The following is a 14,160-nucleotide window of genomic DNA, read 5'->3' as shown; positions in this document are numbered from 1 at the left end:
CATTTCACATTCTTATAAAAATAATATGACAGATAAAACAAAATTAAGCTTAACGCAACGCATAGTAATCGGAATGATTGCAGGTATTTTAGTCGGCGCGGGTTTACAGCAACTAATGCCTAATGGTTCTGATTTTATCATTCCATTAGGCTTTTTTGATTTTTCAACACGCTCATTCGTTGTAGATGGTGTGTTTGAAGTTGTAGGCCAAATATTTGTAGCAAGTTTAAAAATGCTTGTCGTCCCATTAGTATTTGTTTCGTTAATTTGTGGCACTACATCGCTAAAAGACACCTCAAAGTTAGGTCGTATTGGTGGTAAAGCTATCGCTTTATACTTAGTGACTACAGCAATCGCCATTAGCTTTGCTATGGGGCTAGCCTTTTTAATTAACCCTGGCGAAGGGGTTAATATGACAACAAGCACTAGTTTTACAGGACGAGAAGCCCCTTCTTTAGCACAAGTATTCATACAAATGTTTCCGAGTAACCCTTTTGCAGCTTTTGCCCAAGGCAATATGTTACAAGTGATTATTTTCGCATTATTATTTGGTATTGCTATTGCTTTATCTGGAAAGGCAGGTGAACGTATTTCCAGTTTATTTGATGATTTAAATGAAGTAGTAATGCGCTTGGTCACTATTTTAATGAATATAGCACCTTATGGTGTATTCTGTTTGTTAGCAAAACTATTCACAGACTTATCGTTAAGTGCATTTGGCAACTTAATCAGTTATTTCTTCGTGGTGTTCTTCGCATTAATAATTCATGGCACTGTAACTTACTCTGTCATACTCAAGTTATTAAGTGGATTAAATCCACTCATATTTCTTAAAAAGATGCGTGATGCAATATTGTTTGGTTTTTCAACATCAAGCAGTAACGCGACTATACCTGTAACAATGGAAACGGTGACTAAGAAAATGGGCGTTAAAAACTCTATTGCCTCTTTTACCGTGCCTTTAGGTGCAACTATTAACATGGACGGCACGGCTATTATGCAAGGAGTAGCTACTGTATTTATCGCACAGGTATTTAATGTCGATTTAAGCCTATCTGATATGTTGATGGTTATACTAACAGCTACTTTAGCTTCTATCGGTACTGCTGGTGTTCCAGGTGTGGGGTTAATTATGTTAGCAATGGTACTTGATCAAGTAGGCTTACCTGTTGAAGGTATTGGTTTGATCATTGGTGTTGACCGTTTATTAGATATGACACGAACTTCAGTCAATGTCACAGGTGATAGCATGGTGACGTTAATCGTTGGAAAATCTGAGAAGCAATTCGATCAAACTATTTTCGATAATCCGGATGCAGGTAAAAAGATCGAAGATATTGATTTTCATCATTTAGGTGATAATAAATAGAATAGAAAAATAGAATCTAGGTTCGACAACCTAGATTCTAAATCCTAATTCGCTTAACTCGGAAATATACGGTTGTTTTGCCAAATTTTACTAATGAAACTTTCTGCTGACATAGAAGCTGCTTTAGAGAGTTTCTCAGCCAAGCCTTTCTTAGTAGCAAACTTAACTCCAACAACTTTGCTACTTTTACTTGCCTTAAACAAATAATCATCACTTGTTATTATTTCATCTACTAAGCCCATTACTTTAGCTTTACTCCCAAACCATGTCTCACCTGTAGCGACTTTGGCAATATCTAAACTCGGACGATGTTCGGCAACAAAGTCTTTAAATAATTGATGAGTATCTTCAATTTCTTGTGAAAACTTTTCACGACCTTTCTCTGTGTTTTCACCAAACATAGTTAACGTACGTTTAAATTCACCTGCAGTAATTTGTTCAAATTCAATATCATTTTTCTTTAAAATTTTATTAAAATTTGGTACTTGAGCGATAACACCAATTGATCCTAATATCGCGAAAGGAGCAGAAACAATTTTATTAGCAACACAAGCCATCATATAGCCTCCACTTGCTGCAACTTTATCAACGGCTACTGTTAAAGGTATGTTTGCTTGTCTAATGCGATCTAACTGCGATGATGCTAAGCCATAACCATGAACCATGCCACCGCCAGTTTCAAGGCGCACAAACACTTCATCTTTTTCATTGGCTACCATTAAAATAGCCGTTATTTCTTCACGCAATGACGTCACTTCTTTTGCATCAATGCTGCCTTTAAAATCTACCACAAAAGTACGAGCTTGCTGAGTTTCAGAACTCTCATCTTTAACTGAAGCTTTATCTGCTTTAGCTTGCTCTTTGGCTGCTTTTTTATCACGCTTTTCTTTATCTTTTAATTGCTCTTTTGTAAGAAGGTGATGAATAACTTCCTCTTCAACTTCCTTATAATGTTCAGATAAGTCGGTAATTTCTAAATGACCTTTCTTATGGCCTTGTTTCATTGCTGACGAAGCAATAATGACAACAATCGCACCGAACGCGATTACAAACGTGATTGCTTTTGCCAAAAACAATCCATATTCATACAAAAATTCCAATAGTTTTCTCCTAAAAAACACATCTAATGTTAATTGTTCATACTGATGCTCAATAACCTTTTAATTATATGGGGATTAATTTCTTAATCTAAAGTTCAATGAAACAAGAGCTACCTATCATCAGATTATCATTATTCTTCAGAAAATAAAAAAGCCCTCAAATTGAGGGCTTAAAAATTAACACATTAATTAAAGTTATTGCATCACTACATCAGTATCACTTACGACAATCGCTGTGCCATTACTCCCAAAGAAATTCGCAACTTGAGATTGCATTTCTTGGGTTGCTTTGGCATTCATCGCGGCATCTGGTGCTTCTGCTCTCACTCCAGGAGTAAGAATAGAGCCATGATGTCCTGCGGTAAATCTAACCGCACCTGATACACCATCAGTATTTTGCGTAGTCATTCCTACTGGAGGCAAACCTAATAATGCGATAGCACCTTCAGTACCACCTAATGGTGCTGATGACACCGTATTAGGAATAACTTGGTCTGATAAATTATCAGCCCCGTTACCCACAACTTCTATCACATGAGTTGGTGTTTGCGTAGCTGCAAGAGTAGTAGCATAATTTATAGGATCACCTGAGTCAGTTACTGTTTGTGCAGCAAAAGCAAATTGTTGGAACGTACCATCAAGAGTACCTTGTTGGCTAGGCGTTAAACTCGCGTAAAAACCTTGATAGGTGGTAACTAGTTCAGTTTCACTCGCACCTGACGGATAAAGAGTATCAACATAAGCTTTAAAATCAGCTGATTGTGCATAAGTTAAATTCGCTTTAATAACATCACCAAACGCACCTGACTCCATCAAGAAGTTAGCAACCATCACTCCTGGCATAGCTAAAGAGTTAGTCGTCACTTTAAACATTGGATCTATCGCTGGATTTAATGGCGTATTGGCAATCGCCATAAAATTAATCCCTGTAATAGCCCCTAGTGAATGGCCTAAAAAGTGAACATTAGTTGAATCAACGTTAATTGGTGCGCCAAAAACATCGCTTCCCGATAAGAAATTTAAGCCAAAACGTAATCCCACCATATCAGATACACTTTGGCGAAGGTTATCACGTGTCGTTAATAAACTAGCCAAGTTCATATAATGCGTAGCAGAAACTGTTGAAGCATTAATTTCATCAATACCATCTTCATTTAAATCCCAGCCTCGGCCACCTAAAGAAGGATCACCATGTAAAGGATGGTTTATCGCTACCGTTGCAAAACCATACACCGATAAAATACCTGTCATAGGTAACATATCTTCTTTTTTCGAAGTAATGCCATGTTGTAAAATAACCACTGGCCAGCCATCAGCAGGCTCACTAATTGGAGGAAGATCAACTTCAGGATCAACCGACATTTGTGCGCGAATAGCATTAACAACAGCTAAATCTGGTGTTGTTACTTGTACAGCAAGCGGCATCATCGCAGTTGGTTTTGCTACTGGGCTGTATTTCGTTAGGTTACGTTCTTTATCTATACCCAAATCACGTAAACCTGGTGCCGGCAAACCGTTAGCTTGTGAGATAGCCATACATTGTGCATCTGTTTCGCTAATAGCATCAGCTGGAATAGCCGCTGGATTTTGAGCCGCTAGGCCCGCTAACATTGCAGCTGAGTCACATAAACTTGTCCACCATTGATTAACTGGTGCTGTTGGGTTACTCGCACTTGGTACACCAAGATAATAAGGTAGTGTTATTGAACCTTGCATAAAGTTAGCTGCAGAATATAACGGAACTAACTCATTTGGTATTTGTCCAGCTAAAATATCCGCTACAGACGCTCCGGTATCACTTACAGAAATACTTGGATAAACACCTTGTTGAACATTAGCCGCCATTAACGCCTTGTTAGTAAATAACACATCAGTCGTTGATTGTGTGGTTAATGCAAATGAATAAATTATTGATTCTTTTTCAACACCCGCAGAAGATACAGCTGTTTCAAAGCTATTAATAATTGCTTGTAAACCTAATTGGGATTCTGTTGCCAACGGTTGTGTATTAATATCCTGTGACACCAACTCATAAGTTGAAGAACCAGCAATTGCTTTACCTGTGCTATCCAATAAGTTGTCTGTTAAAGCAACTAAATAGGTTGTTTTACCCTTGAGTGGTTTTAAAGGAACAACTGCAATACTATTACCTGATTTTTGCGTAATAAAGTCTTCAGTGTATGTTAACTCTCCCACGATTTTACAAGCTAATCCACTTTCAATACTTGCACAGTCTGCATCTGATGTATCACCACCCATAATTGCTTCAAATATACGAACAGAGCTAGGGCTAAATACAGAATTTCCATCAAGAGAGCGCCCTTGTGGAAAATCAATATCTAATACAAATGGGTTCACTGTTGACCAACCATCTAAGGCGCTTAACGCAACATAAGGGTCAGATTCGTCAGTAGGATCGGTTACAGGTAAGTTTAATGTACCGTCTGTCGACCCTTGAAATAATAAATCATTAGGTACAGATACATCACCTGCTGTTGGGTCAAAAACAACCCTAGAAAAGGCTGTAAATACAGGCTCTTCAGTTGCTACATTTTCTTGTACATCTTTTACAGTTTCGTTTTCACATGCAGTTAATCCTAAGCTGCTAGCGATAACCAAACCAAGCATTAGCTTTTTCATCATATCTCCCCATAGATGTGTCTGTTGTTCATTTTTTTCTTCTTTAGCTGCTTTTAGTGTAATTTTAAATAATTGGCAATTTAGCTAAACAAGTTGGACCAGTTAAACTTAACCTAAGAATATTTATTTCGCTACTCTTTTTTGCTTCTAAAGCACTTTTTTCTTAACAAAAGCAACTTTTACTCGTTTATATGACGTAGTCAGAGTAAAATTAATTATCACTTAATTCATTATAAACACTTAAATATATTATGTTTAATTATTCAATTTCGACAAACTGTTTAGCTCAAAAAACTATTTTAGTCACTGGCGCTGGCGATGGTATCGGCCGTGTTGCAGCACTAACCTATGCCAAACTTGGTGCAACGGTTATTTTACTGGGTAAAACAGTTAAAAAATTAGAAACAGTTTATGATGAAATTGTAGCACAAGGTAGTCCAGAACCAGCAATTATCCCACTAGATTTAAAAGGTGCAAGTAAACAAAATTATATTGATATGTCTGCAACTATTGCGGATCAATTTGGACAACTTGACGGAGCTTTATTAAATGCCTCTATGTTAGGAGAATTAACACCATTTAGCCAAATTCACGAACAAATTTGGCAAGATGTAATGCAAGTTAACTGCACTTCCCAGTTTTTATTAGCACAAGCATTGATACCCACTCTTTCTAAATCAAAGAACGCTTCACTTATATTTACTACATCAACTGTTGGCCATAAAGGTAGAGCTTTCTGGGGCCCTTATAGTGTTTCTAAATTTGCCATAGAAGGTATGATGCAAGTCATAGCAGACGAATATGAGAACTCCCCGATAAGAACCAATGCCATTAATCCAGGGGCTACTCGTACTAAAATGCGTGCAAGTGCCTATCCAGCAGAAGAGTCGAAAAATTTACCTACACCGGAAGAAATTATGCCACTTTATGTGTATTTAATGGCTAACGATAGCCTTCATGTGAATGGTGAAGTGCTTAACGCCCAATAAAAAAATACTATTCTGCTAATAAAAATGCCGACATTTGTCGGCATTTTAAAATTAACGTAATTCTCTCCTGAGTATTTTACCCACATTGGTTTTAGGTAATTCATCACGAAATTCAATAATTTTAGGCACCTTATAATTCGTTAAACCTAATTTACAATGCGCTATAATTTCATCTTTTGTCGGTTTCGGTTCTTTAGCTACAACAAAAAGTTTTACTTCTTCGCCACTAATTTCATGAGGAACCCCAATTGCAGCCGCTTCGATAATTGAAGGATGACCAACAGCAATTTCCTCTATCTCATTAGGAAAAACATTAAAGCCAGAAACAATGATCATGTCTTTTTTACGATCGACGATACGGAAAAAACCATTTTCATCCATTTCAGCAATATCACCCGTAGCTAACCAACCATCAGTTAAGACTTCGTCAGTAGCATCTGGGCGATTATAATAGCCAGACATGACTTGTGGGCCTTTAACTAACATTTCCCCGGCTTCACCTTGAGAAACATCATTGCCTTCATCATCTACAATACGAATATCAGTTGATGATGCCGGCAATCCAATACTACCACTGTAATGTTCTTGATTGTATGGGCATAACGTAACTAAAGGCGCACATTCAGTAAGACCATAACCTTCAAGCAAACGGGTCTTAGTCACAGATTCCCACCTTTCAGCTACGGGGCGCTGCACAGCCATACCACCACCTAACGAAAGCTTTAATGTACTAAAGTCTAATTCTGAAAAACCCGATGTATTAAGTAAACCATTGAACAGTGTGTTAACACCGGTTATAGCGGTAAATTTGTATTTTGATAATTCTTTAATAAATCCAGGCATATCGCGAGGATTAGTGATCAACAAATTAGTGCCGCCTAACGTAATAAAAGTCAAACAATTAGCTGTTAAAGCAAATATATGGTAAAGAGGCAATGCCGTTACTACAAGCTCTTTGCCTTCGTCTAGCATTGGTTTAATTGCCGCTTTCGCTTGCTCTAAGTTAGCAATCATATTGCGATGAGTAAGCATCGCACCTTTAGAAACACCTGTTGTACCACCTGTATATTGTAAAAAAGCCAGATCACTTCCTTGAAGCAGAACTGGGGTATAAGGTAGCTGTGAACCTATGCTAATGACTTGATTAAACTTTACTGTATTGTTAAGTGTAAACTTTGGTACCATTTTTTTAATATGTTTAACAACAAAGTTAACTAACTGAGCTTTAGGAAAACCAAGTCGATCCCCTAAAGACGTTAAAATAACTTTTTCAACCGGAGTTTTATCTATCACTTCAGCTAAGGTATGAGCGAAGTTTTCAACAATCATCATTGATTTCGCGCCCGAATCTTTTAACTGGTGCTCTAATTCTCTAGCAGTGTATAGTGGATTGACATTAACGACGGTTAAACCCGCTAAAAGCGCACCAAATAACGCAATAGGATATTGCAAACAGTTCGGTACCATAATTGCAAATTTATCACCTTTAACTAACCCTAGCTCTTGTTGCAAATAAGCAGCAAAGGCTTTAGATTGCTGCTCTAATTCGCCATAGGTAATTTCCGCGCCCATATTAATAAATGCGGTACGATCAGCATAAATTCCTACATATTTATCAAACATTTCTACTAAAGAAGAATATTTATCAGGATCTATCTCAAAAGGAACACCTGGGGGATAGCTTTTTTCCAACCAAATTTTTTGCACGTCTCTCTCCTCTAGTTTCAGACTAATTTTAGCTTTTTATATTGTTTTAGTGACAGCTAAAATTTAAAACACTCGTTTGAATTTCGTTTTACTTGAATACAGGTCCAATGTCTATAGTTTTACTCAAAATAACGTGTTATTGATTAATTATTACACGAATTTTCGTTAATGAAAGATAAAACTTCTTTTGCTACTAATTCGGGAATTTCCATATGAAGATGATGCCCTCCTGATAGTTTTTTCATTAATAATGATTTAAACAAAGGTCCAAAATTCTTAATACCTAATGTCACCATATCCAAGCCTTTATCACCATAAACAAGAAGTACAGGCCTACTAATATCTCGAATATATTGCTCGGCTTGTGACAAAGTTAGGCGATAAGGTGATGTCATTCGTAATCGATTATCTGAACTCCAAATATAACCATCACTGTGCTTAATAACTCCCCGTTTCACAATAAGTTCTGCATCTTGATAAGTTAAATCAGACACTGCAACTCTTGCTTTAATAGCTGATGAAAGTAAAGGATGTACCGCTTTCTTTTTAGTGGAAATAGCAAGTCTGCTCAACATACCATCACGTAATTGTTGAGTACTTTCATGCTCTTTTGCACTAATGAATCCAATTGAATCTATTAACGAAAGTGTATTTACTCGCTCAGGAAAAGCAGCGGTAAACGCTGATGCAATCATCCCACCCATTGAATGTCCTATGATATCAATAGACTGCCATTGATTTAATTCAAATAACTTGAGTAAATCATATACATAATCAATAAAGTGATAATGGGCATCTTGACTTCGATGCGAAGAAAATCCATGCCCTGGCCAGTCTATAGCAATAACTCGCTTACCTTGAAAATAAGGTGCTATCGGCAAAAAGCTCGCCGCGTTATCTAACCAGCCGTGTAAGCAAAGTATAATTTCATTACTTTCCTTGCCCCACGCCATTCCACGCAGCGTTATTTCTCCTAAATCAAAACTAATCTCTTCGGGTATCATTGAAAAAACTTGGCTGTGTTAATGGCTAGAGCTTTTTTTTACACTGGTCGATTGTTTTTGTGGTGAGTGGCTTTTTCTTATGATTATTGGGCGTTGATAATAAGGACGAGGTTGATTCCAATACATAGGTGAATTCCAATAACCACTATTAATGACATTTACATCTACTTTTTGAATGTTTTTCCATAAATGTACGTATTCAGCTTTTAATACAGGATACTGATATTCATGCTCACCTATCTTTCCATCTTCTGGGGCACTAATTGTACCTACAGCCGTAATACTGCGTCCTACTTTGTAAATAACGGGATCAAGTAAACCAGTAAAATAAACGCGAAATCGACCTAATGTTTCATCTTGCTGTTTTGGACGAGCACTAGAAGTCAATGGAAAATTTACTACTTCTAACATTGAGTCTTTAGCATTATTGGTAACTTTTGCTATGACTCCGCCCCAACGAGCGCTGTTACCAATATTGGCCTCTTTCTCTGCTTTAGCTGAATCAAAAGGAATTAACCTTGTTGTTTTTTCAACAGCAAGTTTATCTGGAATATTAGCACAAGCACTTAATGTTGATGCTAAGACTAAAGTAATAAGTATATTGGATTTCATATTACACCTTTATTTGAATGCGACTTTACTACCAGTTAATAGTACATTTAAGTATGCGACTAACAGCATTAGCCATAGTTTTTATGAATATTCATTTTTGCAATGACTACTATGCCAGTAATACTAATAACACACCAACAAATCACCCAAAAAAATTCAGGGATGCCTGTTTGTTGAGCTAAAGCATTACCGTCACCTAAACTGCGGCCATCAATTAAATACCAAGGGCTTTTCATACTGTTCAATAGCACCACAATTCCTGTCACTTGCAAACTCATTCTTAAATAGAATGATTGGCCATATTTGAGCTTAATAAACACTATAGCTAATAGGCATAAAACTATAGCAATAGTTAATATATCACGACTCCAAAGTAATAAAGTGATGATAAATAACAATGCCAAAAATAGCGAAAACACCTGTGTTAGTCTGTGATGGAACCCTGCCATAAAATAATAAACAACGCCCCACAATGCCGCCCCAGCATAACCCAAGAAACTTATTAAAAAAGTACTTCCCCCTCGCGTAGTACATAAGCCTGCACCATTAGCAAATAGTTGAATTCTGATAATTTCACCACCGGTAATCAATGCTGCAATACCGTGACTAATTTCGTGAAAGTAACTTTCCAACCATTTAAAGGGAATAGAAATGATGGGAACTTGCATTAAAAGCACGGCGATGGCTAAAACAAAATAAAAATAATATTGGGTAAAAAATGAAGGTTGAGAAACTACTTTTTTAGTCATTAGGCAAAAAGATCAACACCAAATGTCTGTTTAATAGATTCTCGCTGAGAAATCGCTTCAATCGAACGGTAACTATTGACTGCTAATTGATTTTTTTCAGATGGCTGATCGTAGCCTCCGTTCACTGAACGGGTTTGAGAAAACTGATCATTACGTTCACTTGTATAACGTTCAATACGGGATAATGCTTGCTGATCAACATCAAGCCGCTGCTGTTGGCTTAACGATTGATCTTTTTGTGCTGATTGCTCTTGCTCGTTCGCACGCGTTTGTTCACGCTGATGATTAACCTGCGTTTTATTATTTGTCGATTGAACCTGACTTGATAAAAGTGGGTTCGAGCTTGAATGATTAATATACATAGCGTTTAATTTATCAAATATTTACCAAATAACAAACTTTCTAGTAAAAATAACGTTTAAAAAGTTTAACGACCCGGTAATTTTTTCCAAGATACCGTATCACGAACATAAACAGGTTGTGCAAGTTCAGCCGAAACAGCTAAGCCCTTTTTAAAGTCTTCAATACCAATTTTCAGCATGAAACGAGCATCAGGGTAAAGTATCTCAGGGCTATCTTCATTAATTTTCAATGATGATAAATCCGCTGGATACGCATCCCAACCTGTTCCAACACCATAAACGGGAATTTCTAACCCTTTTAAATAATTCACCAATTCTGATGGAGGCATAACCGCTTCAGGTAAATGTTGTTCCATAATCCCTTGGGCGTTAACAGAAAAATAACCGGTATATACTTCAGACATTCGCGCATCAATTGCAGCAACAACACGCTTTCGTTGATACAGCTCGTAAGCTTGTTGCGCCATAGTCCGCAAAGTAGAAACACCTACAACCTCTAATTCAGCTGAAAAGGCTAAACCTTGCACTACGCCAATTCCAATACGAACACCAGTAAAACTTCCAGGACCTCTACCAAAGATCAAACCATTTAACTCACTTAACTGACAGCCAGCTTGAGTTAATATACTGTCAATCATAGGTAATAAAACGGTAGAGTGTGATTGCGGGCACAGCTCAAATTGATGATAAATTTTATCGTTAAAGTTCAATGCCACCGAACATGCTTCAGTGGATGCATCTATTGCCAAATAATTCAAATGCTTTCTCTATTTGTGTAAATCAGTAAAAGTGTAAATCCGTGGATTATGAGGTTTAACTATTTTGATGTAAAGCACTTAGAAACTCAGTTGCTTGGGTAATATTTCTGCTTCGCCTCATATCGGGTAAGCTTTTTAAAAACACTTCGCCATAAGGACGATTAACCAACCTATCGTCGCATATTACCAGAACACCTTGATCGGTTACATCTCGAATTAAACGCCCTACCCCTTGTTTTAAGGCAATCACAGCCTGTGGCAACTGTATTTCACTGAATGGATCTTTACCTTGACGGCGAATATCTTCACTTCTCGCTTGTAACATAGGATCGTCTGGAGAGGCAAATGGTAGTTTATCAATAATAACGCAAGTAAGTTTATCCCCACGTACATCAACTCCCTCCCAAAAGCTTGCTGTTGCTAGCAATACCGCTTGGTCATTACCAATAAACTCATCAAGTAAAAGGCGTTTACTCATCTGTCCTTGAACTAATAAAGGAAAGTCTGTTTTCTCCGCTAAAATTTCAGCAACCTGATTTAACATACGATAGCTGGTAAATAATATAAAACAGCTGCCTTGGCTAGCATTAATTAATGGTATAGCTAAATCAGCTAGGGATTGAGCGCGACTCACATGATTGGCATCAGGTAAGTACCTAGGGACAATCAATTGAGATTGATGTAAATAATCAAATGGACTTTCAAGCAATAAAGTCGCCGCTGATTCTAATCCCAATTGCTCAGAGAAATGATTAAACCCTTCATTAACGGCTAAAGTAGCAGAAGTAAACACCCAACCAGCATTTGACTGTTTTATATACTCGCTAAATTTATCGGCAACAGTTAATGGTGTTATGTGTAAAACAACATGCCGACGGGTTGTTTCATACCAAAAGCTAATTCCATTAACTTCAACATTTGCCATTAAATCATATTTTGCCAAAATATTTACTGCACGCTCAAAACAATTATCAATGGCTTCATTACGCGAAATACACAATTTTAATACTTGATATAAAAAGTCAATATCAACCTTTAATATAGAAAATAGTTGAGCAAAACGGGACTGCTTTATTTTTTCTCGCCAATTACCTCTTTCGGGATCTCGGCTAAATAACAAGCGAAACTCTTGCGCCGTTCGTTGAAGTTTTTCTGCAGCTCTTGAAAGTTGTTTTACATCAGTTAATTCAGTGTGATATTGCTGCAATACATCACTACAAAGATCCAATATTAGTCTTGTCGAAAATGACTCTCCAAAGTATTCACTAGCAATATCTGGAATTTGATGAGCTTCGTCAAAAATCACAACATCGGCTTTAGGTATAAGTTCTCCAAAACCTGTGTCTTTAAGTGCCATATCAGCAAAAAACAAATGATGATTAACCACTACAACATCGGCTTCAATAGCCTTCTTTCGCGCTTTTATTAAATAGCAATCTTCAATATTAGGGCATTCTTTCGCTAAACAGTTATCAATAGTACTGGTAACAAAAGGAAATATACTTGAGTCTTCAGCAACATTAACTAATTCTCCAATGTCACCATTTGAAGTACCATTGGCCCAGGTACGAATATTGACAAAATCTGTAAGCATTTGCGCATCAAGTTGCCCTCTTTCTCGGGCATAAAGATCAAGACGATAAATACATAAATAATTTGCGCGGCCTTTCAACAATGCTATTTGTGCATTAGTGGCTAACGCCTTACGAATAAGAGGAATATCTTTATAAAAGAGTTGTTCTTGTAGATTTTTTGTTCCCGTCGATACTATCACTTTTTTTTCTGACAACAACGAAGGGATCAAATAAGCAAACGTTTTTCCTGTTCCTGTGCCCGCTTCAACAATTAAGCTAGATTTTTCATCAATTACACGCTCAACTTCAAGCGCCATATCAATTTGTGCTTGTCGGGGGGAATATCCCGTTAATACCTTGGCTAAAATACCTGATTGAGAAAACGCGTGCTCTGTTGGTGTCATTGGAACAGTAACGAAGAAATGTTGCCGCTATTATAAAGAGCTAAAATTGAAATAACAGTAATATCTAGATCCGAATAGAGGTTCGCCTTGCTAAATAAAAATATCGAGATGCGTTATTTCATCATCATCTTCCTTCTTTTTATGATCTTTAGGGTGAATTATCTCATCTTTATGAATAATAACATCTTCAGATGCTTTTATGCCTTGTGCAAAGCTTTCATCTGAATGATTATCTGATGATTTTTGATCTTTTCCCTTTTCTTTTTCCTTCTGATTATCATTAATCAAATAAAAATAATCATGGTTTTCCAAGCGATTACTATCATCAGATAAAGGCTTAGCTTTAGTATCCTTATATAACGCTTTAACTTTAAGTGTTTCAGGTTTAATAGTAACAGGCACAACCTTAGTGAGTGCTGTAGTAAAAATATCCACTAGATTTACCTCCCTAATCAATACTCTTTTTGTAAATAATGAAACAACATTTGGCTTAATACTTATGTTATCGGCATATTTATAATTTTAATTATAGCTTTAGAACAAATATTCATAATAACATTGCATTAAATACTTGCCCTAAGACCGATTAAACAGTAATGTAAATAGTAATTGAGTTATAACAGCGGATTAACATAAAACTTCGCCAAGTTATAACATAAAAACTAATTTAAAGAGAAAATAATGATTTTAAACCTGACTGTTATCCATCATCACCATCATACGGATTAGCCTCTCAGGTATATTCGCTGAAGGGCTATGAACCTTTCAGCGGCATTAGAATTAAATTATATCAGTTTTCTAAACCCCCGAAAGAGTTCAACTCTCTCGGGGGTTTTCGCATTTTTAGGACTGATGAATTGTATATACAGGAAGATATTTAACATTATTCATA

At 36.7% G+C, this 14,160-nt stretch carries 12 protein-coding genes and 1 other annotated feature; of the genes, 2 read left to right on the top strand and 10 right to left on the bottom strand.

What is annotated here, in order from left to right; translation table 11 throughout:
* Nucleotides 1-25 precede the first annotated feature (25 nt).
* Entirely contained in the window at nucleotides 26-1,369 is a 1,344-nt protein-coding gene (locus tag IE155_RS01525) for a dicarboxylate/amino acid:cation symporter (protein WP_189376315.1), read from the top strand.
* A 53-nt stretch (nucleotides 1,370-1,422) separates the two neighbouring features.
* Here IE155_RS01525 and sohB read toward each other — a convergent pair whose 3' ends face one another.
* Nucleotides 1,423-2,469: a protease SohB gene (gene sohB, locus IE155_RS01520; protein WP_189376314.1), complete on the bottom strand. Its 1,047-nt coding sequence runs from the start codon at nucleotides 2,467-2,469 to the stop codon at nucleotides 1,423-1,425.
* 195 nt (nucleotides 2,470-2,664) lie between these two features.
* Nucleotides 2,665-5,112, bottom strand: coding sequence for a VolA/Pla-1 family phospholipase (locus IE155_RS01515; protein ID WP_229816945.1), 2,448 nt, complete (start codon nucleotides 5,110-5,112; stop codon nucleotides 2,665-2,667).
* Nucleotides 5,113-5,360: 248 nt separating this feature from the next.
* Between IE155_RS01515 and IE155_RS01510 the strand changes: the two genes are divergently transcribed.
* Complete coding sequence (locus tag IE155_RS01510) at nucleotides 5,361-6,098, top strand: YciK family oxidoreductase (RefSeq protein ID WP_189376312.1); 738 nt, start codon at nucleotides 5,361-5,363, stop codon at nucleotides 6,096-6,098.
* Between the two features lie 51 nt (nucleotides 6,099-6,149).
* Here the strand turns inward: IE155_RS01510 and fadD are convergent, their stop codons facing one another.
* From fadD to IE155_RS01470, 8 genes are all read right to left on the bottom strand, one after another.
* Nucleotides 6,150-7,805, bottom strand: a complete 1,656-nt coding sequence (fadD, locus tag IE155_RS01505) for a long-chain-fatty-acid--CoA ligase FadD (RefSeq protein WP_189376311.1) — start codon at nucleotides 7,803-7,805, stop codon at nucleotides 6,150-6,152.
* A gap of 143 nt (nucleotides 7,806-7,948) precedes the next feature.
* Nucleotides 7,949-8,809, bottom strand: a complete 861-nt coding sequence (locus IE155_RS01500) for an alpha/beta fold hydrolase (RefSeq protein ID WP_189376310.1) — start codon at nucleotides 8,807-8,809, stop codon at nucleotides 7,949-7,951.
* A gap of 18 nt (nucleotides 8,810-8,827) precedes the next feature.
* Nucleotides 8,828-9,421, bottom strand: a complete 594-nt coding sequence (locus IE155_RS01495) for a Slp family lipoprotein (protein ID WP_189376309.1) — start codon at nucleotides 9,419-9,421, stop codon at nucleotides 8,828-8,830.
* 68 nt (nucleotides 9,422-9,489) lie between these two features.
* Complete coding sequence (locus IE155_RS01490; protein WP_189376308.1) at nucleotides 9,490-10,170, bottom strand: M50 family metallopeptidase; 681 nt, start codon at nucleotides 10,168-10,170, stop codon at nucleotides 9,490-9,492.
* On the bottom strand, nucleotides 10,170-10,532 hold the full coding sequence (locus IE155_RS01485) for a hypothetical protein (protein WP_189376307.1): 363 nt from the start codon (nucleotides 10,530-10,532) through the stop codon (nucleotides 10,170-10,172). Before IE155_RS01485 ends, IE155_RS01490 begins: the two co-directional genes overlap by 1 nt.
* 65 nt (nucleotides 10,533-10,597) lie before the next feature.
* Nucleotides 10,598-11,290, bottom strand: coding sequence for a tRNA (adenosine(37)-N6)-threonylcarbamoyltransferase complex dimerization subunit type 1 TsaB (tsaB, locus tag IE155_RS01480; protein WP_189376306.1), 693 nt, complete (start codon nucleotides 11,288-11,290; stop codon nucleotides 10,598-10,600).
* 55 nt (nucleotides 11,291-11,345) lie between these two features.
* Nucleotides 11,346-13,268, bottom strand: coding sequence for a DNA repair helicase YoaA (gene yoaA / locus IE155_RS01475; protein WP_189376305.1), 1,923 nt, complete (start codon nucleotides 13,266-13,268; stop codon nucleotides 11,346-11,348).
* A 90-nt stretch (nucleotides 13,269-13,358) separates the two neighbouring features.
* Entirely contained in the window at nucleotides 13,359-13,703 is a 345-nt protein-coding gene (locus tag IE155_RS01470; RefSeq protein ID WP_189376304.1) for a hypothetical protein, read from the bottom strand.
* Nucleotides 13,704-13,972: 269 nt separating this feature from the next.
* Nucleotides 13,973-14,109 (top strand) — a sequence feature (His leader region).
* Nucleotides 14,110-14,160: the final 51 nt, after the last annotated feature.

The organism is Thalassotalea profundi, assembly GCF_014653195.1.
Classification (GTDB): Bacteria; Pseudomonadota; Gammaproteobacteria; order Enterobacterales; family Alteromonadaceae; genus Thalassotalea_B; species Thalassotalea_B profundi.
The sequence above is the reverse complement of the archived record's forward strand: the minus strand, read 5'-3'. Positions and strand labels throughout refer to the sequence as shown.